Consider the following 25,258-nt stretch of genomic DNA (forward strand, 5'->3'; position numbering starts at 1 on the left):
CGTCACCGTTAACGTCCATCGCGAGCGCTCCTACAGAGAGCAGGCAGAGACAGATTGATGTATTCACTTGAAGATTTACTGCACCTCATGAACCGCCTGCGCGACCCGCAATACGGTTGCCCGTGGGACGTCAAGCAAACTTACGCCACCATCGTCCCCCACACTCTGGAAGAAGCCTACGAAGTCGCCGACGCCATCGAGCGCGGCGACTTCGATCATTTGCAGGGTGAACTGGGTGATCTGTTGTTCCAGGTGGTTTATTACAGCCAGTTGGCCCGGGAAGAGGGGCGCTTCGAATTTGAAGGCGTGGTCGACGGCATCACCCGCAAGCTGATCCGCCGTCATCCCCACGTGTTCCCCACGGGTGACCTGTACGCGTCGCTGGATGTCCCGCGTTTGAGTGAAGAGCAGGTCAAGCAGCGTTGGGAAGAGATCAAGGCCGAGGAGCGCGCGGAGAAATCTTCAGCGCCCGAACAGCTGTCGTTGCTCGATGATGTTCCCTCCGCACTGCCAGCGTTGTCCCGTTCGGCAAAGTTGCAGAAGCGCGCGGGGCAGGTCGGGTTCGACTGGCCAGACGCCTTGCCGGTGCTCGATAAAGTGCGCGAGGAACTCGATGAAGTCCTCGAAGCGATGTCGGAAAACGATCCGCAAGCCGTGGCAGACGAGATCGGCGACCTGCTGTTTTCCGTAGTCAATCTGGCGCGGCATCTCAAGGTCGACCCGGAAACCGCACTGCGTGGCGCCAACGGCAAGTTCGAACGACGCTTTCGTTTTATCGAACAGGCATTGCGCGACACCCGCCGTCCCATGGAAGATTGCACCCTCGAAGAGTTGGACGCCTTGTGGGGCGAAGCCAAACGTCAGGAAAAGAATTTGCCCAGCTGCGGTTGAGCAGTGGCCTAAGTGAGTAATAAGCACCATGAGCATTTCCCTTCGCGACCAGTTGCTCAAAGCAGGGCTGGTCAACCAGAAGCAGGCCAAGCAGGTCAGCAAAGACAAACAGAAACAACAACGCCTGGCCCACAAAGGCCAGATCGAGCTGGATGATTCCCAGCAGCGTGCAGCGCAGGAAGCCATGGCCGAGAAGGTCAAGCGTGACCAGGAGCTCAACCGCCAGCAGCAGGAGAAGGCCGAGGCCAAGGCCCGTGCCGCGCAGGTCAAGCAATTGATCGAGGTCTCGCGCCTGCCGAAATTGACGACCGAGGATTACTACAACTTCGTCGACGACAAGAAGGTCAAGCGCATCTGCGTCAACACCCTGATGCGCAACAAGCTCAGCAGCGGTTCGCTGGCCATCGTGCATCACGCTGGCGGCTACGAAGTGATTCCGCGCGAGGCGGCACTGAAGATTCAGGAACGCGACCCACAGCGCATCGTGCAATTGAATGTGCAGACCGAAGAGGTCGCGGCCGAGGACGATCCGTACGCCGCCTTCAAGATCCCTGATGATCTGATGTGGTAACACTGCAGGAGCGAGCAAGCTCGCTCCTGCAGGTTTTCTCAGGCGGACTGTAACTCGCGTTGCTGTTCTTGCAGTTCCAGTTCGGCCTTGTAGTTGTGGGCGTCTTTCTCGCAATGGAACATCCCGACCAGCAGGTCTTGTTGATGCACATCCCAGATCCGGATACCGGCGGCTACACCCTCGTGGGATTTATGTGAATCGTCGCGTTCAGTTACTTTTACAGTCATCTGCTAGCTCCAATCTCTGTTATCTGCAGCAAGGCATGTGCAGGCCTCTGTTATAGGGTTTGGTAGCTTGCTAAGTAAATGACTGAGATTGGTAAGGGTTTTTTGCAAAAACGGCAACAGTCCTGCAGCCCTCGGAATCCGCGACATTCAGTCGCAGGGCGTTTGGTTTCATGACAAAAGCTTCATGTTTGCAAGCCCGGCTGAACCCTTATCTGTAGGAGCTGGCTTGCCAGCGAAGGCGTACTTGAGAACGCCTTCGCTGGCAAGCCAGCTCCTACAAAAGCGGAAATCAAACGTAGGTAAAAAAACGGCAAAAAAAACGCCCCGAACCAGTCGGGGCGTTTTCCTGTGCGGCGTTATGGCGGGGGTATTACTTACCCTGCCAGCGCTTCAGTACCAGGGTGGCGTTGGTGCCGCCGAAACCGAAGCTGTTGCTCATCACGGTGTTGATGGTGGCGTTTTCGCGGGTCTTGGTCAGCACCGGCAGGTCGGCCACTTCAGGGTCCAGCTCGTCGATGTTGGCGGAGCCGGCAATGAAGTTGCCTTCCATCATCAGCAGGCAGTAGATCGCTTCGTGAACACCAGCGGCGCCCAGGGAGTGACCCGACAGGCTCTTGGTGGAGCTGATGGCCGGAGCCTTGTCGCCGAACACTTCACGCACGCCTTTCATTTCCGCGACGTCGCCGACCGGGGTCGAGGTGCCGTGGGTGTTCAGGTAGTCGATCGGGGTATCGACGGTGGACAGCGCCTGCTGCATGCAGCGGATCGCGCCTTCGCCGCTCGGGGCAACCATGTCGTAGCCGTCGGAGGTCGCGCCGTAGCCGACGATTTCCGCGTAGATCTTCGCGCCGCGGGCCAGAGCGTGTTCCAGCTCTTCAACCACGACCATGCCGCCACCGCCGGCGATGACGAAACCGTCACGGTCGGCGTCGTAGGCGCGGGAGGCTTTTTCCGGGGTGTCGTTGCGCTTGCTGGACAGGGCGCCCATGGCGTCGAACAGGAACGACTGGCTCCAGTGTTCTTCTTCACCGCCGCCGGCGAAGACGATGTCCTGTTTGCCCAACTGGATCTGCTCCACGGCGTTACCGATGCAGTGAGCACTGGTGGCGCAAGCGGAGGAGATCGAGTAGTTCACACCCTTGATCTTGAACGGGGTGGCCAGGCAAGCCGAAACGGTGCTGCCCATGGTCCGCGTAACGCGGTACGGGCCGACGCGCTTGACGCCTTTCTCGCGCAGGATGTCCAGCGCTTCCATCTGGTTCAGGGTCGACGCGCCACCGGAACCGGCGATCAGGCCGGTACGCACGTTGGAAACCTGCTCTTCGGTCAGACCGGAATCTGCGATGGCATCTTTCATGGCCAGGTAGGCATAAGCTGCCGCGTGGCCGACGAAGCGATAGATCTTGCGATCGATCAGTTCTTCAAGGTTGAGGTCGATGGAGCCGGAAACCTGGCTACGCAGACCCATTTCGGCATATTCCGGGTTGAACCGGATGCCAGGGCGGCTTGCACGCAGGTTAGCGGAGACGGTCTCTTTGTCATTGCCCAGGCAAGAAACGATGCCCAGACCAGTGATAACGACGCGGCGCATGCGGATAACCCTTAGAAGTTGTCAGTGGAGGTGAACACGCCGACCCGGAGGCCTTCGGCGGTGTAGATTTCGCGACCGTCTACAGTGACCGAACCGTCGGCGATGGCCAGGTTCAGTTTACCCTTGAGGACGCGCTTGATATGAATGTTATAGGTGACTTTTTTGGCCGTCGGCAGAACCTGACCAAAGAACTTCACTTCGCCCGAACCCAGCGCACGGCCACGGCCCGGCAGGCCTTGCCAGCCCAGGAAGAAGCCGACCAGTTGCCACATGGCGTCTAGGCCCAGGCAGCCCGGCATCACCGGATCGCCTTCGAAGTGGCAGCCGAAGAACCACAGGTCCGGAGTGATATCCAGCTCGGCGACCAATTCACCTTTGCCGTACTTGCCACCTTCTTCGCTGATCAGGGTGATGCGATCAACCATCAGCATGTTCGGGGCGGGCAGTTGCGCGTTACCTGGGCCGAACAGCTCACCGCGACTGCAGCGCAGCAGGTCTTCCCGGGTAAAGGCGTTTTGTTTGGTCATGCGAGCTCCTCAATAGTCCCATGCGGCAGGTGGGGCAAATCTTCCCGGCCGATCGACGCGTTCATGCCTCGAACCGGCAGCCTACTCATAGACTATTGCGTTGTGGTGAAAGTCACAGCACCAAGGACATGAATGTACACTTGTGCACTGAAATTATTATTCAAGCCCCTTTTCGGGCCTGTTCGGGGGCTTAAGACTGCCGCACTTTCGCCTTTCACGCCAGTCGCAGATGCTCGAAAGGCCTGTACTACTGCACCCATCGCTGCAGAATTTGCTGCAGATCAGCCCGTTTGAACGGCTTGGCCAGGTAATCGCTCATCCCCGCCGACAAACAGGCTTCGCGGTCACCCTGCAGGGCGTTGGCAGTCAGCGCGATGATCGGCAGGTCGGTGCAACCGGGTAATTGGCGGATCTGTCGGGTGGCTTCATAGCCATCGATGACCGGCAAGCGGCAATCCATCAGGATCGCTTCGAAAATCAGGCTCTCGGCACTGCGAACCGCTTGCGCGCCGTCGACCGCGAGACTGACCTTGAAGCCCAGGCTGCGCAACATGGCTTCGATGACCGTCTGGTTGACCGGGTTGTCTTCGACCAACAGCACATTGCGCCCTTCGCCGCCGCTGTCGCCGTTTTGCGCGCGGGGGGGCAACAGCGTCTGCGTCTGCTGGTGCAGTGCCAGGGGAATTTCCAGGGTGAACACCGAACCGCGGCCTTCCTCACTCTGCGCGCGCAAGGTGCCGCCCATGCGTTCGGCGAGGGTACGGGCAATCGGCAGGCCCAGCCCGGTGCCACCGTAGCGCCTTGAAATGGAGCTGTCGGCCTGCTGGAACGCGTTGAACATCAATTCCAGGCTTTGCGCCGGGATGCCGATGCCGCTGTCGCGCACGCTGCAGGTGAACCACAGCAACTCGTGGTCCAGCGACTGCCACTGCGCCTCGATGGTGATGCGGCCCTGCTCGGTGAACTTCAGCGCATTGCCGATCAGGTTGACCAGTATCTGCCGGATACGCGTCGGGTCGCCCTTGGCCTGCAAGCCGCGCATGTCATCGGGGACCATCAGTTGCAGGTCGAGGCCGCGTTGTGCGGCGCTGTGCTGGAACGACTGGGCGCAACTGCCGATCAGTTCGACGAGATTGAACGCAATGTGCTCCAGCTCCAGCTCTGAACGTTCGATCCGCGAGAAATCCAGAATGTCGTTGATGACCTTGAGCAAGTGCTCGGTAGATTCCGAGGCCAGCGCCGCGTACTCCACCTGCTCCTCGGTCATGTCAGTGGTTTCCAGCAACTGCAGCATGCCCAGTACACCATTCATCGGTGTGCGCAGTTCATGGCTCATCATGGCGAGGAAGTCGGATTTGGCGTTGTTGGCCTGTTCCGCTTCTTCGCGGGTCTGGATCAACTGCGCCATGGCCTGATGCTGTTCGCGGCTGGCCTGCTCGAGACCGCTGGCGAGGTTATTGATGTGTTGCGACAACGCCCCCAGCTCGGTGTCGTCGACAATGGGCAGCGGTGTTTTGTAGTCGCCGTCCTGGATCGCCTTGACCGCATTGCCGATATCACGGATGGGTTGCGACAGGCTGCCCGCCAGACGCCGGGCCACGAAGAAGGTAAATAGCAGGGCAAACAGCGCCAGAATGGCGGCCTTGAGCACGATTCCCTGCTGGCGTTGGCTGAAGGCGTCATTGGACAGTCCGACGATCACCCGGCCGAGATAGTCTTCGGTGGGGGCCGCGCTGGCGGACTTGCTGCTCTGGAAAAAATCATTGTGCAACGCGATTTGCTGGAGCCGTATCGGTGCCTGGAACACTTCGAGCTGGTGCGCGCGATTGTGGTGTTCGCTCGGTTGTTCGACATACACCAGAACCCGGTTGGCGCTGTCCTGGATTTCCAGAAAGCTCACGTTGGGCGTGGCCAGGGTCGCCTTGAGCAAGGTTTCGAGCACTTCGCTGTTGCCCGAGATCACTCCGTATTCGGTGGCCGGGGCCAGTTGGTTGGCGATCAATTGCCCGGTGTGGGTGATTTCCTGACGCAGATCCTGGATGCGCACGAACGTGAAGAAGCTGATCAGCAACAAGGTCAGCAGCAGTGCAGGGCCGAGGCTGATGAGTTGGGTGCGAGTGTTGATGTCCCAGCGACGGCGCAAGTTCATGGACGGCGTTCTCCTTCAGCCAGCAACGTGGCGACCAACGCTTCGTTTATCTGTTCGATACCCAATGAACGCGCCACCTGTGGATTGCTCGCGACCTTGAATCGATGGGGATAGAGCGTGCGCGGCCAGGTGGCCGGTGGCCGGTCGAGCAAGTCGTCGAGGATCGCCAGCCAGTCGCTCTGATCGCTGTAGGTGCTGGCCAGGCTTGCGGCCTTGACGAAACCTGCGTTGGGTCCGATCAGCGCCATTTGCCGTGAGTAGCTGCTCAGCAGCAGGTTCTTTGCGGTTTGCGGGTTGTACAGGTCGGCATCGTCCAGGCCCAGCAACACGTCGCTGTTATTGAGCAGGGCCTGTAACGGACGACTGTCGTGAATGTTGTCCCAGCGCTGGGTGACCACCTCCAGGCCCAAGGGGAGGGCGGCATTACGCAGCTCATTCAACAGAAATTCACTGTGCTTGTCGTAGAGCACGCCGATGCGTTTGGCGTCGGGCAACAGGGTGCGGGTCAAGCGTAACTGGCGGTCCAGTGGCGGATCGCGCCATAGCAGGGAAAGGTGTGCCGGCAGCGTGTTGTTCAAGCGTTGCCGGGCTTGCAGGCGGCTGATGCGCAACACCAGTGTCGCCGGCCCCCGGGTGCCCTGCAGGCGCCAGTCGAGGCTGGGCAGGTCGAGCAGTATCAGGCGGATGTTTTCCGGCAGCCTGTCAGGAACGGGCAAACTCGCCAGTGTCTGGAAGCGTACGTTATCGTTCGGTCGCAACTCGCTCAGGGCCTGGGTAAACGCCCGCACACCGGGGGTGTCTTCGGCACCCGTGAGCACAATGTCCGCCGCGTTGCCCGGCAGGCTACCGAACAAGCTGCTGAACAATAGACAAAGCACCGCCAGCAGCCGGCGCAGGGACGGCGTTTTCCAGGCCGGGCAATACGACATATTAAAGTTCCGGCTCCACGACGAGCGCCAGCCCCGGCGAGCTGAAAATCAGCGCCAGTACCAGGGGCGAACGCGAAGAAGGAGCACCCGGAGACACAACACATCCCAGTCAGTGATTGATCGCGCGCATGTTAACCGAGCCGAATGACTTTTCCATTCGCGATGTCCGCATTTTCCTCGGTTTTATTGGTCTTCTTCCCACAACTGCCGGTATTTGATGTCGGGGCTGGCCGCCGATGGGCTGCCCCGTATAATGCCGACATTGCCACAGATATGGATTAACGGATTGCATATGACTGAGCAGCGCCCGATTGCGGTCCTGGGAGGCGGAAGTTTTGGAACCGCCGTGGCTAATCTGCTGGCCGAAAATGGGCTTCAGGTCCTTCAGTGGATGCGTGATCCCGAACAGGCCGAGGCCATGCGGGTCAATCGCGAAAACCCGCGTTACCTCAAAGGCATCAAGATTCTGCCCGGCGTCACGCCGGTCACCGACCTGCAAGCCACCCTGGACGCCTGTGACCTGTGTTTTGTCGCATTGCCCTCCAGCGCGCTGCGCTCGGTGCTGGTGCCATACGCCGAACGGCTGACCGGCAAATTACTGGTGAGCCTGACCAAAGGCATCGAAGCCCACACATTCAAACTGATGAGCGAGATCCTCGAAGAGATCGCTCCGCAGGCCCGCATCGGCGTCCTGTCCGGACCTAACCTTGCCCGTGAAATCGCCGAACACGCACTGACCGCCACGGTGGTCGCCAGTGAAGACGAAGAACTCTGCCAGCAGGTTCAGGCCGCGCTGCATGGCCGCACCTTTCGTGTTTACGCCAGCGCCGACCGATTCGGTGTGGAGCTGGGCGGGGCGTTGAAAAACGTTTACGCGATCATCGCCGGCATGGCGGTGGCGCTGGGCATGGGGGAAAATACCAAGAGCATGCTGATCACCCGGGCATTGGCGGAAATGACCCGTTTTGCGGTGAATCAGGGTGCCAATCCGATGACCTTCCTGGGACTTGCGGGCGTGGGCGATCTGATCGTGACCTGTTCATCGCCCAAGAGCCGCAACTATCAGGTCGGCTTTGCCCTCGGCCAGGGCCTGAGCCTGGACGAGGCCGTTACACGCCTGGGCGAAGTCGCCGAAGGGGTCAACACCCTTAAAGTGCTCAAGGCCAAAGCCCAGGAGGTTGGCGTGTACATGCCGCTGGTCGCCGGGCTGCACGCGATCCTGTTCGAGGGGCGCACGCTGGAACAGGTCATCGGTCTGCTGATGCGTGGAGAGCCGAAAACCGACGTCGATTTTATTTCCACCAGTGATTTCAACTAATCACGCTTGCCAGAAAAGCAGGGAGTTGCGCATGAACGATCCAAAAGTAGAAGCCAAATACGAGTCCATCCTGCTGCGTGTGTTGTGGATGTTGGTGTTCGTGCTGGTGTGGCAAGTGGCGCAGTTCATCCTCGGCGCCGTCGTGCTGGTGCAGTTGATCTATCGTTTGATCTATGGCGCCCCGAACGCCAGCTTGATGAATTTCGGCGACAGCCTGAGCCAGTTTCTGGCGCAGATCGGTCGTTTCGGCAGCTTTCACAGCGACCAGAAGCCCTGGCCGTTCGCCGATTGGCCGACGCCGCGTACGCCGGAAGGTGAAGCGCCGCATGTCGTGGCACCGGCACCGCATTCGGCCCGAGATGAGGAACCCAAGCTATGAAACTCTGGGTAATGCGTCATGGTGAAGCCGTGCCGCACGGCTCCCGTCCCCACGATTCGGAGCGGGAACTGACAGACCACGGTCGTGAAGAGGTGCTGCACAGCGCCGCTTTACTGATGGGCCAACCGCTGACGGCGATCTATGCCAGTCCTTACCTGCGAGCGCAGCAGACGGCGCAACTGGTGCGCGAAGCACTGGGATTCGAACCGGAAATCCGCACCGTCGAATGGCTGACCCCGGACACCGACCCGGACAAAGTGGCTGAGCAGTTGGTGTCGGTCAGCAATGTCCTTTTGGTCAGCCACAACCCGCTGGTGGGGAATTTATTGAGTTACCTGCAACATGGCGCCGGGTATCCGCCGGAAAGAGTCGGCACCGCCGGATTGGCCGAACTCAATGGCGACGAGTTGCTGATCGGGTCGATGAAGCTCGTCAGCATCGAGCACCCATAAAAGCAAAGATCGCAGCCTGCGGCAGCTCCTACAGGATGGATGCCATTTCCATGTAGGAGCTGCCGCAGGCTGCGATCTTTTGATTTTGTTTTTCTGTTAAATAGTCAACCAAGCATTTGCTTGGTTGACTACGCTTGCTCCAGACCCAAAAACAGGAGCAAGTCATGTCTGCTGCCTTTCGTTTGCCGCTGGATGTTTTCTACGAGCGTGAGGCCCGCCATCCCCGCCAGCGCTTTCTGGTCCAGCCTGTCGCAGGTGGCCAGGTCGAGACCTTGACCTGGGCGGACGTCGCTCATCAGGCCCGTTGCGCGGCCCATTGGTTGCGCGCGCGGGAACTGCCGCAGGGCAGCCATATCGCCCTGATCTCGAAGAACTGTGCGCACTGGATCATCGCCGACCTGGCGATCTGGATGGCCGGGCATGTGTCGGTGCCGTTGTACCCCAATCTCACCGCCGAGACCGTTGCCCAGGTACTCGAACACTCGCAAGCGCAGCTGGCGTTCATTGGCAAGCTCGACGACTGGCCAGGCATGTCCCGTGGCGTCAGCCCCGATCTGCCGACCATCAGCCTGCCCCTGCATCCCCCCGGCGACTTTGATTTCAGTTGGGACGACCTGCAACGCAACTCGCCAATCCAGGACAATCCCAAGCCTGACGCCGATCAACTGGCGACCATCATCTACACATCCGGCACCACTGGCATGCCCAAGGGCGTGATGCACAGCTTCGGCAATCTGGGATTTGCCACCACACGCGGCACTGCGTTGTTCGGCCTTGACGAGTCGGACCGGCTGTTGTCCTACCTGCCGCTGTGCCACGTTGCCGAACGGATGTTCGTCGAGTTGGCATCGATTTACACCGGCCAAACGGTATTTTTCGCCGAGAGCCTGGACACCTTTCTCACCGATCTGAAACGTGCGCGCCCGACCGCACTGTTTGGCGTGCCGCGCATCTGGACCAAATTCCAGATGGGCGTGTACGGCAAGATCCCGGCAAAACGCCTCGACTTCCTGCTCGGCCTGCCGATCATCGGCAAGCGGGTCGGGCATAAAGTCCTCGCCGGGTTGGGGCTGGACGCGTTGCGCATCGCGTTGTCCGGCGCAGCTCCGGTGCCGCAGACCTTGTTGCAGTGGTATCGCAAACTGGGGCTGGATGTGCTGGAGGTCTACGGCATGACCGAGAGTTGCGGCTATTCGCACATCGGCGTGCCGGGCCAGAACAAGCCGGGCTGGATCGGCAAACCGTGCCCGGAAGTCGAAGTGCGGATCGCCGAGACGGGGGAGGTCATGGTGCGCAGTGGCGCGACCATGCTCGGCTATTACAAGGAACCGGAAAAAACCGCCGATACCATTACCGGGGACGGCTTCCTGCGCACCGGCGACAAGGGCGAGGAGGACGCCGAAGGCAATCTGCGCCTGACCGGACGCCTGAAGGAAATCTTCAAGACCAGCAAAGGCAAATACGTGGCCCCGGCGCCGATTGAAAATCGTCTGGCCGTGCACTCGCGCATCGAACAGGTCTGCGTGGTGGGCGATGGCTTGGGGGCACCGTTGGGCTTGTGCGTGTTGTCGGCGGTCGGCCAGCAGGATGCCGGCGGGGCTGCGCGCGCCGGCTTGCATTCGAGCCTGGAAAAACTGCTGGAAGAGGTCAATGCGTCCCTCGACAAACATGAACGGCTGCGGCGCCTGGTGGTGGTCAAGGACAGTTGGGCCGTGGAAAACGGCTTTCTCACCCCGACCCTGAAGATCAAGCGCAATGTGATCGAAGCGGCTTACGGTGAGCGCTTTGAAGAATGGAGCGAGCGCAGCGAAGCGGTGCTGTGGCAGGATTGATCCATGAACAGAACCAACAAGGAAACTCTGCGATGAGCCTGTGGCGCACCACTCCCAACATCGAGCAGTTGAACGCTATCCAGAAAAACACCATCGGTGAAGTGCTGGACATCCGTTTCGAGGCCTTTGACGATGAGTCCCTGACGGCCAGCATGGTCATTGACCATCGCACTCACCAGCCATACGGTTTGCTGCACGGCGGTGCCTCGGTGGTGCTGGCCGAGTCGGTCGGCTCCATGGCCAGTTACCTGTGCATCGATGCCAGCAAGTTCTATTGCGTGGGCCTGGAAATAAACGCCAACCATCTGCGCGGCCTGCGCAGCGGGCGGGTGACGGCGGTGGCCAAACCGATCCACATCGGCCGTACGACCCATGTCTGGGACATTCGGCTGACCAGTGATGAGGGCAAGGCCAGTTGCGTGTCGCGGCTGACCATGGCGGTGGTGCCGTTGGGTGAGAATCCGCCGGCACGTTGAACCAAAGCCATGGCTTTGACCGGACTGTCATCATTCCTGTCAGTTACGGTCATTGCCGCAGGACGCGCTCTTGCGGACAATCAATGCCTGGTCTCGCTCATGGATTTGCAGGTATGTCGCAACAGATCTTTTTCGCCCACGCCAATGGTTTTCCTTCGGGGACCTACGGCAAGTTGTTTGCGGCGCTGGCCCCCGAGTTTCAGGTGACGCATCTGGAGCAGCACGCCCACGACCCGCGTTTCCCGGCGGACGACAACTGGTACAACCTGGTGGATGAGCTGATCCATCACCTGCAACAACAGGCCGGGCCCGTGTGGGGCGTCGGCCACTCCTTCGGTGGCGTGTTGCACCTGCATGCGGCCTTGCGCTGCCCTGAGTTGTATCGCGGGGTGGTGATGCTCGACTCGCCAGTGCTGACCCGAGCCGATCGATGGGTCATCCGGGCGGCCAAACGCTTCGGTTTCATCGACCGCTTGACGCCGGCCGGGCGGACCCTCGGTCGTCGCGAGGAATTCGCCGACCTTGAAAGCGCGCGCAAGTACTTCGCCGGTAAAACCCTGTTTCGCGGCTTCGACCCGGAATGCTTCGATGCCTACCTGCAACATGGCTTGCACCAGGTCGATGACATACTGCGCTTGCGGTTCGACCCAGCCACGGAAATCAGCATCTATCGCGGCGTGCCGCACACCAGCCCGGGCAGCACCCGGCGGTTGCAAGTGCCGCTGGCGGTGGTTCGCGGGCACAACAGCCGTGTAGTGATGCGCCATCACGCAAGTAACGTCGACCGCCTGCCGTTGGGCGAGTCGTTGACCATGCCCGGCGGTCACATGTTTCCGCTCGAACGTCCCCTTGATACCGCTGAAATGCTCAAAGGCCTGTTCTACCGCTGGGACGGCCGTCGACAACAGGATTGCGCATGAGCCACGTCGTTGAAGAGGTCCGCTTGAGCCTGCCGCACATCGAACTGGCGGCGCACCTGTTCGGTCCTGAAGACGGGTTGCCGGTCATTGCCTTGCATGGCTGGCTGGACAACGCCAACAGCTTTGCCCGTCTGGCGCCCAAACTCAAAGGCCTGCGCATCATCGCCCTGGACATGGCCGGTCACGGTCATTCCGGACATCGCCCGCCGGGAGCCGGTTACGCCATGTGGGACTACGCCCACGATGTGCTGCAGGTCGCCGAACAGCTTGGCCTGAGCAAATTTGCGCTGATGGGGCATTCGATGGGCGCCATTGCTTCGCTGATCATCGCTGGGTCGATGCCCGAGCGAGTCACCCACCTGGCGTTGATCGACGGCATCATTCCTCCTACAGACAAAGGTGAAAACGCTGCCGAGCGAATGGGCATGGCCCTGCAAGCGCAACTGGATCTGCGGGAAAAGCGCAAACCGGTCTACGACACCCTGGACCGAGCCATCGAAGCGCGCATGAAGGGCTTGGTGGCGGTCAGCCGCGAAGCCGCCGAACTGCTGGCGCAGCGTGGCCTGATGCCGGTGCCGGGCGGTTACACCTGGCGCACCGACAATCGTCTTACGCTGCCGTCGCCGCTGCGTCTTACCACCGAACAGGCCATGGCCTTCGTCCAGCGCGTCAAATGTCCTGCAACACTGGTGGTAGCCGCCGACGGCATGCTCGCCAAACATCCTGAATTGCTGGAGCGTCTACCCTTTAGCCGGGAACAGCTGCCGGGTGGCCACCATTTGCACCTGAATGACGAGTCCGGTGCCGAGCTTGTCGCAGACTGTTTCAATCGGTTCTTCGCCATTCCTTGACTTGCGCCGGGCAACTGTCGAGGCTTGGCGGGTTGAAATGGGAGACAACCATGATAGATCTCTACACCGCTGCGACCCCGAATGGCCACAAGGTCTCTATCGTGCTCGAGGAGCTCGGCCTGCCCTACACGGTGCATGCCCTGAGTTTCGACAAGAAGGAACAGAAGTCCGCGGACTTCCTCAAGATCAACCCCAATGGCCGGATTCCGGCGATTGTCGATCGCGCCAACGGCGATTTCGCCGTGTTCGAATCCGGCGCCATCCTGATTTACCTCGCTGAACAGACCGGCAAACTGATGCCGAGCGACCCGAAGGGACGTTCGCTGGTATTGCAGTGGCTGATGTTCCAGATGGGGGGCATCGGCCCGATGCAGGGCCAGGCCAACGTGTTCTTCCGCTACTTCCCGGAAAAACTCCAGGGCGCCATCGACCGTTATCAGCATGAAACCCGTCGCCTCTACGAAGTGCTCGACACGCGCTTGCAAAGCGTGGAGTTCCTCGCCGGCGAGTACAGCATTGCCGACATCGCCACCTTTCCCTGGGTGCGCGGCTACGAGTGGTCGGGCGTCTCGGTGGAGGGCTTGACGGCGTTGCAACGCTGGATGGCCACCCTGGAGGCCCGGCCGGCGGTGCAGCGTGGTCTGCAGGTACCGCCACGCGCCGATGAAGCCAGTGTCGTCAAGGGCGCCCAGGCCATGCTGATCCGATGAATCTATCCATGCGTTCATTCAGTTTACTGGTGCTGTGCAGTTTCAGTCCCTTGTCGTTCGCCGCCGATGTTCCGGGCAGTCAGGACCTGCCGATAGTGCCGCGCATGGTCGACGCGCAGATTGTCGATTATCGCCCCGCCGCCGAACTGGAGCGGATCTACCCGTTGGGTTCGATTCGTAAAATCAGTGGCCAGTTACGTTACGACGGTCAGGTCAGTGCCCGCGGCAACGTCACTTCGGTGACCTACGAGTTGCCATCGGAGCATTCATCCATCGAGGCGTTCACCGCTGCCCGCGAGGCCTTGCAACAGCAGGGCGCCGGGTTGCTCTTCTGGTGCCAGGCGCGCGATTGCGGCGAAAGCAGCCTCTGGGCCAATCAAGTCTTCGGCAACGCCAAGCTGTACGGCGCCGACGATCAACAAGCCTATTTGCTGCTGCGACTTGCCGCTCCACGGGACAACACGCTCGTCGCGCTGTACAGCATCACCCGCGGTAATCGCAAAGCCTACCTGCATGTCGAACAGTTCGAAGCTTCGGCACCGCTGGGCGAGCTGTTGCCGACCTCCGCGACCTTGCTGCGTGAACTCAAGAGCACCGGTGAGCTCGATTTTCCCATGTTGAACAGCACGCCTGACGAGATCTGGCTACGCCTGATTTCTCGCGGACTGAATCTGGACACCACTTTGCGGGTCAGTATTTCCGGAGCGAACGCCGAAGCCTGGCGTCAGGCCCTGATTGCCCAGGGCGTGCGTGCCGCGCGAATGGAAACCGGCAGTGCCGAAGGCTCTGGCCTGCACATCGAGCTATTGCGCTAGGCTGTACCGGGCGAGCGTGCACGCAGCGGTCGCCTACTCTTTTGCTGACTGACTTTGTCGAGACTTTTGATGATCAATAACGATCGCCTGTTGGTGCAGATCCTGCTCGTGGTGTTGTTCGGCGCGAGTTTCTGGGTGATGGCGCCGTTCTGGTCGGCGATGTTCTGGGGCGCGGTCCTGGCATTTGCCAGTTGGCCGCTGATGCGTTTGTTGACCCATTGGCTCAATGGCCGCGAGTCTCTGGCGGCGGCCTTGTTGACGCTGGGGTGGATGGTGCTGGTAGCGGCACCGCTGGTGTGGCTGGGTTTCAACCTTGCCGATCATGTGCGCGATGCCACGGCATTCATCAAGGATGCGCAGGTCGAAGGGCTACCCGAAGCACCGGTGTGGCTGGGTTCGATTCCCCTGGTGGGCGAGCGGCTGGTCGGGATCTGGAACAGCATCGATGAGCAGGGCGCGGCGATGATGGTGTCGCTCAAGCCTTATCTGGGGCAGGTGGGCAACTGGTTGCTGGCGCGCAGCGCACAGATCGGCGGCGGTATTCTCGAGCTGACCCTGAGCATCGTCTTCGTATTCTTTTTCTATCGTGACGGGCCGCGCCTGGCGGCGTTTGTCCACACGTTGCTGGAGCGGCTGATCGGTCAACGGGCCGGCTACTACATTGAACTGGTGGCGGGCACGGTACAGCGGGTGGTGAACGGTGTGATCGGCACCGCGGCGGCCCAGGCGATCCTGGCGCTGATCGGGTTCCTGATTGCAGGCGTACCGGGTGCGTTGGTGCTCGGCATCGTGACGTTCATGCTCAGCCTGATCCCGATGGGCCCGCCGCTGGTATGGATTCCGGCAACCGCGTGGCTGGCCTGGAAAGGCGAGTACGGGCTGGCCATATTCCTCGGCATCTGGGGCACATTCGTCATCAGCGGTGTCGACAACGTGCTCAAGCCGTACCTGATCAGCCGTGGCGGTAACCTGCCGCTGGTCATTGTGTTGCTTGGGGTGTTTGGCGGGTTGATTGCCTTTGGCTTTATCGGCCTGTTCATTGGCCCGACGTTGCTGGCCGTGGCCTACAGCCTGCTGATCGACTGGAGCAAGACCCAGGCACGGGTTGAAGATCGCCAGCCCTGAAATTTGTATTCTGCTCAGGGCCTCTTGGTCGGAACGCCGCCGGGAGCAAGCCCGCCCTGAGGGATCAGGCGCATGTTGCGGTTGCCGAGGGTAGCGGGCCCGGTGTTGCGGGCGTGTCGTGAATGCGGCGAGCTCAACACATTCGCCTCGAGGGCTAGTCTTGCCGGAGCCGTCGCGACGATTTACCGATCATCGGGTCCCGCAGCGGCGCTGGTTCCGCTACAATGCGCGCCGATTTCGACTTGCCTGAGAGCCCACTCATGTCCGCCTGCCAGACTCCTATCATCGTCGCCCTGGATTTCCCTACCCGTGACGCCGCACTGAAGCTGGCCGATCAGTTGGACCCGAAACTGTGCCGGGTCAAAGTCGGCAAGGAACTGTTCACCAGCTGCGCCTCGGAAATCGTCGGCACCCTGCGCGACAAGGGTTTCGAAGTGTTCCTGGACCTCAAGTTCCACGACATCCCGAACACCACCGCGATGGCCGTCAAGGCGGCTGCGGAGATGGGCGTGTGGATGGTCAACGTGCATTGCTCCGGCGGTCTGCGCATGATGGCCGCGTGCCGTGAAGTGCTGGATCAGCGCAGCGGTCCGAAACCGCTGCTGATCGGCGTGACCGTGTTGACCAGCATGGAGCGTGAAGATCTGGCGGGTATCGGTCTGGACATCGAGCCGCAAGAGCAGGTTCTGCGCCTGGCCGCCCTGGCGGAAAAAGCCGGGATGGACGGGCTGGTGTGCTCGGCCCTGGAAGCCCACGCGCTGAAAACGGCGCATCCGTCGCTGCAGCTGGTGACCCCGGGGATTCGCCCGGCGGGCAGCGCCCAGGACGATCAGCGCCGTATTCTGACGCCACGCCAGGCGCTGGATGCCGGTTCCGACTATCTGGTGATCGGTCGTCCGATCAGCCAGGCGGCGGATCCGGCCAAGGCACTGGCTTCGGTCGTGGCCGAACTGGCCTGATCAGACACCGCAGAACCCACTGTAGGAGCGAGCTTGCTCGCGATGGTCGTCAACGATAGCGCGCATATCATGGATAAACGCGGTGTCATTGCGTTCTTCGTCGGAACGCCGCCCGGAGCAAGCTCGCTCCTACATTCGGTCAAACCTTCAACACCAACTTCCCGAAATTCTCGCCGTTGAACAATTTCATCAGCGTCTCCGGGAAGGTCTCCAGTCCTTCGACGATATCTTCCTTGCTCTTGAGCTGCCCCTTGGCCATCCAGCCGGCCATTTCCTGGGCGGCGCTGGCGTACCGGGCGGCGTAGTCCATCACCACAAAACCTTCCATGCGCGCGCGGTTGACCAGCAGTGACAGGTAATTAGCCGGGCCCTTGACCGCCTCCTTGTTGTTGTACTGGCTGATGGCACCGCAAATCACCACCCGCGCCTTCATGTTCAGGCGGCTCAACACCGCGTCGAGGATGTCGCCACCGACGTTATCGAAATATACGTCGACGCCTTTCGGGCACTCGCGCTTGAGGCCGGCAAGGACGTCTTCGCTCTTGTAGTCGATAGCCCCATCGAAACCCAGTTCATCGATCAGGAACTTGCACTTGTCCGCGCCGCCGGCGATGCCCACCACCCGGCAGCCTTTGATCCTGGCGATCTGCCCGGCGATGCTGCCCACGGCGCCGGCCGCACCCGACAGCACCACGGTGTCACCGGCCTTCGGGGCGCCGACGTCGAGCAGGGCGAAGTACGCCGTCATCCCGGTCATGCCCAGTGCCGACAAGTAACGTGGCAGAGGTGCCAGTTTCGGATCGACCTTGTAGAAGCCTCGCGGCTCGCCGAGGAAGAAATCCTGAACGCCCAGGGCGCCATTGACGTAATCCCCGACCGCGAACCCCGGGTTGTTCGAGGCAATGACTTGGCCCACACCCAAGGCGCGCATGACTTCGCCGATCCCGACCGGCGGGATGTAGGACTTGCCCTCATTCATCCAGCCACGCATGGCCGGGTCCAGGGACAGGTATTGGTTTTGAACCAGGATCTGACCCGCCGTCGGTTCGCCGACCGGCACTTGCTGATAAGTGAATGTTTCGCGGGTCGCCGCGCCAACCGGACGTTTGGCAAGCAGGAATTGGCGATTGGTCTGGGAGGTCATGGCGGGCACTCAAGATGAATGAAGCTTTGTTGATAGCCGGTCAGCGACGATGCCGCAAGTCCGGCTGATGTGGCGAATGCAGGTTGATACAGTGTGGTGATAGTTGGTACGAACGTACCATCACTGCAACTCATGGGCACCCAACCGGAGCCTTGATAGTGCTGCCGTGTTCAAGACCTCCGTGGCTAGATTGGTCCTGCGCGATTCCCCGCTTTCTTCTCTTCGAGGACATAACAATGAGCATGACGTTTTCCGGCCAGGTGGTTGTGGTAACAGGCGGGGCGGCCGGTATCGGCCGCGCGACCGCCCAGGCATTTGCTACCGAGGGCCTGAAGGTCGTGGTGGCCGATCTGGACGTGGCGGGCGGCGAGGGCACGGTGGCGCTGATTCGTACAGCCGGTGGCGAGGCGACCTTCGTGCGCTGCAACGTTACCCTGGAAAGCGATGTAAAAAATCTGATGGAGGAGGTGATCAATACTTACGGTCGCCTCGACTATGCCTTCAACAATGCCGGCATCGAAATCGAGAAAGGCAAGCTGGCCGAAGGTACGCTCGACGAGTTTGACGCGATCATGGGCGTCAACGTCAAAGGCGTCTGGTTGTGCATGAAATACCAATTGCCGCTGCTGCTGGCGCAAGGGGGCGGTGCGATCGTCAATACGGCATCGGTGGCCGGCCTCGGGGCCGCGCCGAAAATGAGCATCTACGCCGCCTCCAAGCATGCGGTGATCGGCTTGACCAAGTCGGCGGCCATCGAGTACGCCAAGAAAAAGATCCGGGTCAACGCGGTGTGCCCGGCGGTGATCGACACGGATATGTTCCGTCGCGCTTATGAAGCCGACCCGAAAAAAGGCGAGTTCGCCAACGCCATGCATCCGGTCGGTCGCATCGGCAAAGTCGAAGAAATCGCCAGCGCGGTGCTGTACCTGTGCAGCGATGGCGCGGCGTTTACTACGGGTCACTCATTGGCAGTGGATGGTGGCGTTACTGCCTTTTAAAGCAATGCATCTCTACCAAGGAAAAGTTCAATCTGTGGGAGCTGAGATGGCTGGTTTTATGGAGGTGCAACGGGATCAGGCAATGTGTTTCAAATGATTAAAGCAACGGGTTTTGGCGGCGTTGTCGCACATGTATTCGGGCACTCCTGTGATTAACTGCTGCTCGCAAGATCAACAGGAGTTTGCTTGCTCATGGAATTGAGGATCGACCGACAGGCGCTGGTGCCTGTCGTACAGCAAATTGTTGACGCGCTGACCTGCTGGCTTCGTTCCAGCGGGGTATCGCCCGGTGCGCGCCTGCCTTCGGTGCGACAGATTGCGCAGATCAATTTGCTCAGTCAGTCAAGCGTCTCGCAGGCCTGCGAACGCCTGGTGACGCAGGGAGTGCTGGTGTCCGGTCATGGGGCCGGCTATAGGGTTGCCGACCCGGCATTGGCTACGGTTGCCAGGCACGAGCCTGCGTGGTTCGACGGGGCGGAGCCCGAACACGGGGCCTGGTCGAGTGAGTTGAGGCTGGGCTGTGGCGGGCTGCCTGAAAGCTGGCGCGAGACCGACGATCTGAGTTACGCGATTCGGCAAGTCAGTCGTACCGATACGGCTAGCCTGTTCAACTACAGCACGCCGCTGGGATTGCCTGCCTTGCGCCAACAGATACTCAGACGCCTCAGGCAGCTGGGCATCCGGGGGCAGGACAACCGGATCATGACCACGACGGGTGCCAGTCAGGGGCTCGATCTGATTGTGCGGACACTGTTCAAGGCCGGTGACTGTGTGGTCGTGGAAAGTCCGGGTTATCCGGTGCTGTTCGATCTGCTCAGGCTGCACGGCATCCACATGGTCGGGGTGCCGCGAACACCGCGAGGACTGGACGTGGATGTGCTCGAATCGGTGCTGGTCAAACACCGGCCTCAGGGGCTGGTCATCAATAGCTTCTATCACAACCCGACCGGCAGCAGCCTTGCACCGGCGGTGGCGCGCCGCGTGCTGCAGCTGGCCAGGGCCTTTGGCGTGCAGGTGATCGAAGACGACGTTTATGCGGATTTGCACAGTGGTTCCGGTACGCGACTGGCTGCCCTGGACGACGACGTGATTTACGTGGGCAGCTATTCCAAGACACTCAGCAGTTCCTTGCGGGTCGGTTTCGTGGTGGCCGGTTCCGAAGTCATTACGCGCCTGGCCGAGGTCAAGATGATCACTGGCATGGGCGCGTCACGATTTTGCGAGTCGGTGCTGGCGTGCCTGTTGGCTAACGGTGCCTACGGCAAACTGGTGCAGCGTCAGCGCCAACGCTTGAACAGCAACCGGCTGGCGGTGTTGCAGTTGCTTGAAGATGCCGAATGGGAGGTTTTCGGCAAACCGGCGGGAGGCCTGTTCATCTGGGCTCGATCACAAATCTCCGACTACGATCAGGTGCGGACCCAGGCAGGGCGCCTGGGTGTACTGCTGTCATCGAAGACCGCTTTCACCCCCTCGGGCGAGGCCAGTGACTGGCAGCGTATCAACGTGGCCTATGCCTGCGACCCGCGTGCCCGTGCGCTCTTTCAGGCCACTGCCCGGGATCGACCTTGAGCGTTCTGAAAACGACGTTGATGTAGCTTTTTGCCATTATTGAGGCGCCAGAGCCTTGTGTTGCTACTGGCCCGTTGCGAATCTGCGTCTACAGACTTTGGCAGGGGACTAAGAGCAATGAATTCGGCCGTGCAAGGACGTTTTGCCAACCTCGGTATGGCAAAAAAACTGGGTATCGGGTTTGTCCTGGTGCTGTTGTTGACTGCGCTGGTGGCGGGCATTGGCGTGTGGTCCCTGCAAACCATCAGCCAGCGCTTCGACGGGCTCAAGCAAATGTCATCGCTCAACAGCGGTTTGCTCAAGGTGCGGCTGCTGGAGCAGGAATACGCCTTGCACGGCAATCCGAAAACCGCCGACGCCCTGCACGAGGGCGTCGATGGCCTGATCGCCCTGGCCGGCCAGCTCAAGGCCGCGTCTGCGGCCAACGTGCCGGTGATGAATGATGTCGAGCAGTCCCTGGGCGCCTATCGCAAGGCCTTCGACGAATTTGTCTCGCTCACCCAGGCCAAGGACCTGGCGCTGGAAATGGCCAGTTGGTCGGTGTCCAGCGTGGCCAATAATCTTGATGTATTGCAGTCCGGGCTCGCCGATGACGGCGCCTATGCCCTGAAGGATTCCGAAGGCAAGGACGGTGCGCAATTCATCGAGCAGGCCAGCCAGGTCAGCCAGGTTTCACGCTTGATGCTGCAAGCCATGAATGAAGCGCGCGTGCGTCTGGATCAAAGCCGCAAGGGCGACGGCAGCGCCGGGCAGGGCAAGATCGAACAGGCCAGCCAGGCATTGACTCAGGCCGAGCAGCTCAAGACCACGGTCAAGGATGAGGGTTACCAGACCGTCCTCAATGAGGTGATGGGGCATATCGCCAGTTTCAGTGACAAGCTCGCCGAGTACACCGACCTGCTGGAACAGGAAAAAACCGTCTATCAGCAATTGCACCAGCGCGCAGCCCAAGTGGTGGAGCGCGTGGATCAGGCTTATGTCGCGCAAGACCAGGCGATGCAGGCTGAACTGAAAAAGAACTCGCTGCTGATCATTGGCTCTTCCGCCCTGGCCTTGCTGGTTGGGCTGGTTGCCGCGTGGTTCATCACCCGCTTGATCGTGGCGCCGCTGCGCAGTGTGATTCATGTGGCGCAGCAGATTGCCTCGGGGGATTTGAGCGCGACCATCGACGTGACCCGCCGTGACGAAATCGGCCAGTTGATGCAGGCAATGCAGCAAATGGGCGCGGGGCTCAGCCATATCGTCAGCGGCTTGCAGTCGGGTATCGAACAGTTGGCGACGTCCGCCCAGTCACTGTCGACGGTGACTGAACAGACCAACCTTGAGGTCAGTTCGCAGAAGGAAGAAACCGAGCAGGTCGCCACTGCAATGAATCAGATGACCGCCACGGTGCATGATGTCGCGCGCAATGCGGAAGAAGCCGCGTTGGCCGCGCAAACAGCGGACGGCAAGGTTGAAAGTGGCCAGCAGGTGGTGCGCCAGAGCATGGCACGGATCGAGCAGTTGGCGGACTCGGCCACTTCCGCCAGTTCGAGCATCGAAAGCCTGAGTGCGCAAATCCACAATATCGGCACGGTGTTGAGTGTGATCAAGAGTGTTGCGGAGCAGACCAATCTGCTGGCATTGAACGCGGCGATCGAGGCCGCGCGGGCCGGCGAGCAGGGCAGGGGTTTTGCGGTGGTGGCCGACGAAGTGCGCGCGTTGGCCAAGCGAACCCAGCAATCGACCGAGGAAATCGAACGCCTGGTCAGCGCTTTGCGCTCGGCGGCGCAGTCGTCGGTGCAGCAGATCCAGAGCAGTGGCGAGTTGGTGAAGCTGGCGGTCAGTGACGCATTGCAGACCGAGAGTGCGCTGGGCAGTATTGCCGCGGCGGTATCCTTGATCCAGCAGATGAACCAGCAGATTGCCGCGGCAGCCGAGGAGCAGAGCTCGGTGGCCGAAGAGATCAACCGCAGTGTCACCAGTATTCGCGCCAGTGCCGACCAGTCATCGCTGGCCATGCAGGGCAATGCAGCGTCCAGTATTCAATTGGCGCAGCTGGGGGTTGAACTGAAGGGCATGGTGGGGCATTTCAGGCTTTGAAATGATCATCGGCCTGGCCCAAAACAGCCACATCTCGGTTAATGCTGTTCATTTCATTCAAGAGCTATAGAGAGAGCAATAACTAACCTGTGGCGAGGGAGCTTGCTCCCGCTGGACTGCGCAGCAGTCCCATTTTTGGGGCCGCTTCGCGCCCCAGCGGGAGCAAGCTCCCTCGCCACAGGTATAGTTTTTGTCCTTTAGTGAGCAGCATTACACCTCTCGGTGGCTTTGTGTTTTCGCTGATCAGTCGTAGATCGCTTTCTTTTTCCAGTCCGCGTCGGCCTCGACGTCTTTTAAGCCTTCGGTCAACTGGTTGACTTCGCCTTCAACCGGCGCAATGCGATCCATGACCTGGTCATTGGCGCGGGCCAGAAGCTTTTCCAGGTATTCCAGTTGCTCGGCGTAGACCTGTGGCTCCTGCTGTTTGCGCAGGTATTGCACGCCGCGCTCAAACGCCAGGCGAGCCTGCCCGGGCTGGTTCTGTTGCAGGGAGTGCTGGCCGAGGTTGTTGAAGAACTCGATGTGCAGCAGCACCAGGATGTGGCGCACTTCACGAATCCAGCGCTTGGCCTCGTTGGCGGCCAGGTAGCCGTCCTGTGTCGCGCGGGTGATCTGGCCGTGCAGGGCTTCGAGCAGGAAGCGTACATCCTTGGCCTTGGCTTCGGTCTGGATCGGTGCCGGCGGATTGTTGACCGGGATGGACTCACCCTGGCCGACCAGGGCTTCCAGCTCGACGATCCGTGCCTTGAGGTTGGCGCTGGATTTTTCCTGGTTGAGCAAGCGCTGGCAGACGTTCAGTTCCAGGCGGGCCAACAACAGCTTGAGTGCCGGGGTCATCAGCTGGCCGGGGAACGTCTCGGTGATTTCGCCGCAGCGACGCAGACGATCATTGAGTTCAATCTTGGTACGGGCCTTTTCCAGCTTGTTGTTTTCCAGCACATGGTTCATGTAACCAATGGCGATCAACAGTGCGATCCCGACTACGACGAGCAGGGTGATCATGAGTGGCGTCACCGGTAAGACCTCTTTATAGGTTACGCATGCGAGTCGGATGGCTTGGCATTTGAGCGCCCAGGCCCGCACGACGGGTTGGATCGGACATGCTTGTGCTTATATCGGCCGCAGCCTCGTTTTTATGAATGATGGCACTCGATATACAAATTGCCATCATTGGCTGGACTATAACGTCTTGGCGGGTGCCGGAATACAAGCGTCAAACGTCGGGCAGCGGAAAACCGCAACGGCTCCCGAAAGCAGGGTGAAGTCATTGATTTAAATAAATTTATATCAGGGGGTTGACGACCTCTCAATCCATCCATAGAATGCGCGCCACTTGCAGCGTAAAGCACACAGCGAAACGAAGCAGGGAGTGAATGTTGTACGTGTGTCCCCTTCGTCTAGTGGCCTAGGACACCGCCCTTTCACGGCGGTAACAGGGGTTCGAGTCCCCTAGGGGACGCCAATGCGGGAATAGCTCAGTTGGTAGAGCACGACCTTGCCAAGGTCGGGGTCGCGAGTTCGAGTCTCGTTTCCCGCTCCAATTTTAAACAGCGTTGCTTTCGGGCAGGGCTGAGTGAAACCAGAACCAAGTCTTCGGATGCGGCTCTGGACACCGAAACACACACCATGTGTTCCGGGTAGCGTGTCCCCTTCGTCTAGTGGCCTAGGACACCGCCCTTTCACGGCGGTAACAGGGGTTCGAGTCCCCTAGGGGACGCCATTTGCGGGAATAGCTCAGTTGGTAGAGCACGACCTTGCCAAGGTCGGGGTCGCGAGTTCGAGTCTCGTTTCCCGCTCCATATTTAACAAAAACGCCGCTCATTGAGCGGCGTTTTTGTGTGCGCGTAAAAAAACGGATCAACCGCTGAGGCTCTGTACCAGGCTTTCGAGCGCTTCAATGGTTTTGTCATCCTGCACCGGTTGCGCAGCGGCAGCCGCTTTGATTTGGCGTGTCACGCGGTATTCGCTGGGTGTGCAATTGGCGAACTGCCTGAAGGCACGAGCGAAGTAGGAAGGATCCTTGAAGCCGGCCTCATAGCCGATGCTGGTAATCGGCATCTGGCTGTTGTCGAGCAGATCCTTGGCGAAGTTCATGCGCTTGTCCAGGATGTAATCCGTGAAGCCAAGCCCGTTGGCTTCCTTGAACAGACGGCTGAAGCGAAATGTCGTCATGCCGCAGCGCTGTGCCAGGTCCCTCTGATCGATGTTGTCTCGAAAGTGCTGTTCGATGTACAGCATGACATTGCTCAGCGCCTGGTGTTTTTGGTGTCCCGAGGTCAGCCGGATGCTTTCCGGCAGGGTCGGGGAGTGGTCGATCTGCGAGGAGCTGCCTCGGCCGTGGGCATTTCGGCGCAGCTCGCAGAGCTGCACCACCGCCGTCAGGTAACGCTTCCTCTCGGTGCTCGAGAGCGGGAGCACCATGTATTCCCAGACGCTGGAGCGCATGGCCCATACAGCCAGTTCCTCCGAGTGCTGCACGGTGAACATGGTGATCGGGATGGTGGGGGTGGTGTGTTTGATCTCCAGCAACAGCCGCAAGCCTGGCGTGTCGGGGCGATCAAAATGGACGCAGATCATATCTGCCGCTTCCGCGACGGGCAGCACGGAGTTTTTCGCCAGTTTGCAGTCGCAGGAGTCCTCGAACTGCGCGGCGAGTTCTTTCGTGGACCGATCATGAGTCAGATCGAACCACAGGAGCGATGGCCTTTTGGTCAAATTGGACGTCATGTCTCTACTCTGGGGT

General features: G+C 60.2%; 24 protein-coding genes, 4 tRNA genes and 1 pseudogene. 21 read left to right on the plus strand and 8 right to left on the minus strand.

Annotated elements, in window-relative coordinates; translation table 11 throughout:
• The first annotated feature begins 57 nt into the window (after positions 1-57).
• Positions 58-891 carry a nucleoside triphosphate pyrophosphohydrolase gene (gene mazG, locus KGA81_RS08675; protein ID WP_223545473.1) on the plus strand — a complete coding sequence of 278 codons (834 nt, stop codon included), beginning with the start codon at positions 58-60 and terminating at the stop codon, positions 889-891.
• Between the two features lie 28 nt (positions 892-919).
• Positions 920-1,462: a DUF2058 domain-containing protein gene (locus KGA81_RS08680; protein ID WP_223545474.1), complete on the plus strand. Its 543-nt coding sequence runs from the start codon at positions 920-922 to the stop codon at positions 1,460-1,462.
• A 38-nt stretch (positions 1,463-1,500) separates the two neighbouring features.
• On the opposite strand, the gene KGA81_RS08685 is transcribed toward KGA81_RS08680, so the two are convergent.
• From KGA81_RS08685 to KGA81_RS08705, 5 genes are all read right to left on the minus strand, one after another.
• On the minus strand, positions 1,501-1,689 hold the full coding sequence (locus KGA81_RS08685; protein WP_223545475.1) for a hypothetical protein: 189 nt from the start codon (positions 1,687-1,689) through the stop codon (positions 1,501-1,503).
• A 370-nt stretch (positions 1,690-2,059) separates the two neighbouring features.
• The gene (gene fabB, locus KGA81_RS08690) at positions 2,060-3,280 is read right to left on the minus strand and encodes a beta-ketoacyl-ACP synthase I (RefSeq protein ID WP_223545476.1); all 1,221 of its coding nucleotides are present in this window, start codon (positions 3,278-3,280) and stop codon (positions 2,060-2,062) included.
• Positions 3,281-3,291: 11 nt separating this feature from the next.
• Entirely contained in the window at positions 3,292-3,807 is a 516-nt protein-coding gene (gene fabA, locus KGA81_RS08695; protein WP_223545477.1) for a 3-hydroxyacyl-[acyl-carrier-protein] dehydratase FabA, read from the minus strand.
• A 247-nt stretch (positions 3,808-4,054) separates the two neighbouring features.
• A complete protein-coding gene (locus KGA81_RS08700) occupies positions 4,055-5,956 on the minus strand; it encodes an ATP-binding protein (protein ID WP_223545478.1) in 1,902 nt (633 codons plus the stop codon).
• Positions 5,953-6,885 carry an ABC transporter substrate-binding protein gene (locus KGA81_RS08705; protein WP_223545479.1) on the minus strand — a complete coding sequence of 311 codons (933 nt, stop codon included), beginning with the start codon at positions 6,883-6,885 and terminating at the stop codon, positions 5,953-5,955. The genes KGA81_RS08700 and KGA81_RS08705 overlap by 4 nt, the downstream gene beginning before the upstream one ends.
• A 292-nt stretch (positions 6,886-7,177) precedes the next feature.
• Here KGA81_RS08705 and KGA81_RS08710 point away from each other — a divergent pair, with 292 nt between their 5' ends.
• From KGA81_RS08710 to pyrF, 11 genes are all read left to right on the plus strand, one after another.
• On the plus strand, positions 7,178-8,203 hold the full coding sequence (locus KGA81_RS08710; RefSeq protein WP_223545480.1) for an NAD(P)H-dependent glycerol-3-phosphate dehydrogenase: 1,026 nt from the start codon (positions 7,178-7,180) through the stop codon (positions 8,201-8,203).
• 31 nt (positions 8,204-8,234) lie between these two features.
• Positions 8,235-8,582 (plus strand): DUF4389 domain-containing protein, encoded by a 348-nt coding sequence (locus KGA81_RS08715; protein ID WP_223545481.1) that lies wholly within the window; start codon positions 8,235-8,237, stop codon positions 8,580-8,582.
• On the plus strand, positions 8,579-9,034 hold the full coding sequence (gene sixA, locus KGA81_RS08720) for a phosphohistidine phosphatase SixA (protein WP_223545482.1): 456 nt from the start codon (positions 8,579-8,581) through the stop codon (positions 9,032-9,034). The genes KGA81_RS08715 and sixA overlap by 4 nt, the downstream gene beginning before the upstream one ends.
• Positions 9,035-9,198: 164 nt before the next feature.
• Positions 9,199-10,866, plus strand: a complete 1,668-nt coding sequence (locus KGA81_RS08725) for an AMP-binding protein (RefSeq protein WP_223545483.1) — start codon at positions 9,199-9,201, stop codon at positions 10,864-10,866.
• Between the two features lie 32 nt (positions 10,867-10,898).
• Positions 10,899-11,342, plus strand: coding sequence for a hotdog fold thioesterase (locus tag KGA81_RS08730; RefSeq protein WP_223545484.1), 444 nt, complete (start codon positions 10,899-10,901; stop codon positions 11,340-11,342).
• Positions 11,343-11,455: 113 nt separating this feature from the next.
• Positions 11,456-12,262: an alpha/beta fold hydrolase gene (locus KGA81_RS08735; RefSeq protein WP_223545485.1), complete on the plus strand. Its 807-nt coding sequence runs from the start codon at positions 11,456-11,458 to the stop codon at positions 12,260-12,262.
• The gene (locus tag KGA81_RS08740; protein ID WP_223545486.1) at positions 12,259-13,113 is read left to right on the plus strand and encodes an alpha/beta hydrolase; all 855 of its coding nucleotides are present in this window, start codon (positions 12,259-12,261) and stop codon (positions 13,111-13,113) included. Before KGA81_RS08735 ends, KGA81_RS08740 begins: the two co-directional genes overlap by 4 nt.
• A 50-nt stretch (positions 13,114-13,163) precedes the next feature.
• Positions 13,164-13,823 (plus strand): glutathione S-transferase family protein, encoded by a 660-nt coding sequence (locus KGA81_RS08745; protein WP_223545487.1) that lies wholly within the window; start codon positions 13,164-13,166, stop codon positions 13,821-13,823.
• A gap of 8 nt (positions 13,824-13,831) precedes the next feature.
• Entirely contained in the window at positions 13,832-14,638 is an 807-nt protein-coding gene (locus tag KGA81_RS08750) for a DUF4892 domain-containing protein (RefSeq protein ID WP_223545488.1), read from the plus strand.
• Between the two features lie 69 nt (positions 14,639-14,707).
• Positions 14,708-15,763 (plus strand): AI-2E family transporter, encoded by a 1,056-nt coding sequence (locus tag KGA81_RS08755; RefSeq protein ID WP_223545489.1) that lies wholly within the window; start codon positions 14,708-14,710, stop codon positions 15,761-15,763.
• 260 nt (positions 15,764-16,023) lie between these two features.
• Positions 16,024-16,722 (plus strand): orotidine-5'-phosphate decarboxylase, encoded by a 699-nt coding sequence (gene pyrF, locus KGA81_RS08760; protein ID WP_177413210.1) that lies wholly within the window; start codon positions 16,024-16,026, stop codon positions 16,720-16,722.
• 139 nt (positions 16,723-16,861) lie between these two features.
• On the opposite strand, the gene KGA81_RS08765 is transcribed toward pyrF, so the two are convergent.
• The gene (locus KGA81_RS08765; RefSeq protein WP_223545490.1) at positions 16,862-17,866 is read right to left on the minus strand and encodes an NADP-dependent oxidoreductase; all 1,005 of its coding nucleotides are present in this window, start codon (positions 17,864-17,866) and stop codon (positions 16,862-16,864) included.
• 236 nt (positions 17,867-18,102) lie between these two features.
• Here KGA81_RS08765 and KGA81_RS08770 point away from each other — a divergent pair, with 236 nt between their 5' ends.
• From KGA81_RS08770 to KGA81_RS30185, 4 genes and pseudogenes are all read left to right on the plus strand, one after another.
• Positions 18,103-18,864 (plus strand): SDR family oxidoreductase, encoded by a 762-nt coding sequence (locus KGA81_RS08770; protein WP_223545491.1) that lies wholly within the window; start codon positions 18,103-18,105, stop codon positions 18,862-18,864.
• A 192-nt stretch (positions 18,865-19,056) separates the two neighbouring features.
• Positions 19,057-20,433, plus strand: a complete 1,377-nt coding sequence (locus KGA81_RS08775) for a PLP-dependent aminotransferase family protein (protein ID WP_223545492.1) — start codon at positions 19,057-19,059, stop codon at positions 20,431-20,433.
• Positions 20,434-21,429: 996 nt separating this feature from the next.
• Positions 21,430-21,654, plus strand: a pseudogene (locus KGA81_RS30180) (HAMP domain-containing protein); the annotation flags it as partial.
• Positions 21,652-22,515 (plus strand): methyl-accepting chemotaxis protein, encoded by an 864-nt coding sequence (locus tag KGA81_RS30185; protein ID WP_411736549.1) that lies wholly within the window; start codon positions 21,652-21,654, stop codon positions 22,513-22,515. The pseudogene KGA81_RS30180 and the gene KGA81_RS30185, both read left to right, overlap by 3 nt.
• A 243-nt stretch (positions 22,516-22,758) precedes the next feature.
• On the opposite strand, the gene KGA81_RS08785 is transcribed toward KGA81_RS30185, so the two are convergent.
• Complete coding sequence (locus KGA81_RS08785) at positions 22,759-23,517, minus strand: hypothetical protein (protein WP_223545494.1); 759 nt, start codon at positions 23,515-23,517, stop codon at positions 22,759-22,761.
• Positions 23,518-23,901: 384 nt separating this feature from the next.
• On the opposite strand from KGA81_RS08785, the gene KGA81_RS08790 reads away from it, so the two are divergent.
• The 4 genes from KGA81_RS08790 (at position 23,902) to KGA81_RS08805 (ending at position 24,314) form a co-directional block, all read left to right on the plus strand.
• Positions 23,902-23,977, plus strand: a tRNA-Glu gene (locus KGA81_RS08790).
• Positions 23,978-23,979: 2 nt separating this feature from the next.
• Positions 23,980-24,055 (plus strand) — tRNA-Gly (locus tag KGA81_RS08795).
• Between the two features lie 104 nt (positions 24,056-24,159).
• Positions 24,160-24,235: transfer RNA gene (locus tag KGA81_RS08800), tRNA-Glu, on the plus strand.
• Between the two features lie 3 nt (positions 24,236-24,238).
• Positions 24,239-24,314 (plus strand) — tRNA-Gly (locus KGA81_RS08805).
• Between the two features lie 58 nt (positions 24,315-24,372).
• Here the strand turns inward: KGA81_RS08805 and KGA81_RS08810 are convergent.
• Positions 24,373-25,242: an AraC family transcriptional regulator gene (locus KGA81_RS08810; RefSeq protein WP_223545495.1), complete on the minus strand. Its 870-nt coding sequence runs from the start codon at positions 25,240-25,242 to the stop codon at positions 24,373-24,375.
• Positions 25,243-25,258 lie beyond the last annotated feature (16 nt).

Origin of the sequence: Pseudomonas sp. A-B-19 (assembly GCF_019947515.1) — a bacterium.
Classification (GTDB): domain Bacteria; phylum Pseudomonadota; class Gammaproteobacteria; order Pseudomonadales; family Pseudomonadaceae; genus Aquipseudomonas.

Excerpts from the sequence above, each read along its gene's own strand:
- fabA (WP_223545477.1), bottom strand. The coding sequence starts at position 3,807 with ATGACCAAACAAAACGCCTTTACCCGGGAAGACCTGCTGCGCTGCAGT.
- KGA81_RS08785 (WP_223545494.1), bottom strand. The coding sequence starts at position 23,517 with ATGATCACCCTGCTCGTCGTAGTCGGGATCGCACTGTTGATCGCCATT.
- KGA81_RS08730 (WP_223545484.1), top strand. The coding sequence starts at position 10,899 with ATGAGCCTGTGGCGCACCACTCCCAACATCGAGCAGTTGAACGCTATC.
- sixA (WP_223545482.1), top strand. The coding sequence starts at position 8,579 with ATGAAACTCTGGGTAATGCGTCATGGTGAAGCCGTGCCGCACGGCTCC.
- mazG (WP_223545473.1), top strand. The coding sequence starts at position 58 with ATGTATTCACTTGAAGATTTACTGCACCTCATGAACCGCCTGCGCGAC.
- KGA81_RS08770 (WP_223545491.1), top strand. The coding sequence starts at position 18,103 with ATGAGCATGACGTTTTCCGGCCAGGTGGTTGTGGTAACAGGCGGGGCG.
- KGA81_RS08745 (WP_223545487.1), top strand. The coding sequence starts at position 13,164 with ATGATAGATCTCTACACCGCTGCGACCCCGAATGGCCACAAGGTCTCT.
- KGA81_RS08755 (WP_223545489.1), top strand. The coding sequence starts at position 14,708 with ATGATCAATAACGATCGCCTGTTGGTGCAGATCCTGCTCGTGGTGTTG.
- pyrF (WP_177413210.1), top strand. The coding sequence starts at position 16,024 with ATGTCCGCCTGCCAGACTCCTATCATCGTCGCCCTGGATTTCCCTACC.
- KGA81_RS08680 (WP_223545474.1), top strand. The coding sequence starts at position 920 with ATGAGCATTTCCCTTCGCGACCAGTTGCTCAAAGCAGGGCTGGTCAAC.
- KGA81_RS08750 (WP_223545488.1), top strand. The coding sequence starts at position 13,832 with ATGCGTTCATTCAGTTTACTGGTGCTGTGCAGTTTCAGTCCCTTGTCG.
- KGA81_RS30185 (WP_411736549.1), top strand. The coding sequence starts at position 21,652 with ATGGGCGCGGGGCTCAGCCATATCGTCAGCGGCTTGCAGTCGGGTATC.
- KGA81_RS08775 (WP_223545492.1), top strand. The coding sequence starts at position 19,057 with ATGGAATTGAGGATCGACCGACAGGCGCTGGTGCCTGTCGTACAGCAA.
- KGA81_RS08740 (WP_223545486.1), top strand. The coding sequence starts at position 12,259 with ATGAGCCACGTCGTTGAAGAGGTCCGCTTGAGCCTGCCGCACATCGAA.
- fabB (WP_223545476.1), bottom strand. The coding sequence starts at position 3,280 with ATGCGCCGCGTCGTTATCACTGGTCTGGGCATCGTTTCTTGCCTGGGC.
- KGA81_RS08705 (WP_223545479.1), bottom strand. The coding sequence starts at position 6,885 with ATGTCGTATTGCCCGGCCTGGAAAACGCCGTCCCTGCGCCGGCTGCTG.
- KGA81_RS08810 (WP_223545495.1), bottom strand. The coding sequence starts at position 25,242 with ATGACGTCCAATTTGACCAAAAGGCCATCGCTCCTGTGGTTCGATCTG.
- KGA81_RS08710 (WP_223545480.1), top strand. The coding sequence starts at position 7,178 with ATGACTGAGCAGCGCCCGATTGCGGTCCTGGGAGGCGGAAGTTTTGGA.
- KGA81_RS08725 (WP_223545483.1), top strand. The coding sequence starts at position 9,199 with ATGTCTGCTGCCTTTCGTTTGCCGCTGGATGTTTTCTACGAGCGTGAG.
- KGA81_RS08765 (WP_223545490.1), bottom strand. The coding sequence starts at position 17,866 with ATGACCTCCCAGACCAATCGCCAATTCCTGCTTGCCAAACGTCCGGTT.
- KGA81_RS08700 (WP_223545478.1), bottom strand. The coding sequence starts at position 5,956 with ATGAACTTGCGCCGTCGCTGGGACATCAACACTCGCACCCAACTCATC.
- KGA81_RS08735 (WP_223545485.1), top strand. The coding sequence starts at position 11,456 with ATGTCGCAACAGATCTTTTTCGCCCACGCCAATGGTTTTCCTTCGGGG.
- KGA81_RS08685 (WP_223545475.1), bottom strand. The coding sequence starts at position 1,689 with ATGACTGTAAAAGTAACTGAACGCGACGATTCACATAAATCCCACGAG.
- KGA81_RS08715 (WP_223545481.1), top strand. The coding sequence starts at position 8,235 with ATGAACGATCCAAAAGTAGAAGCCAAATACGAGTCCATCCTGCTGCGT.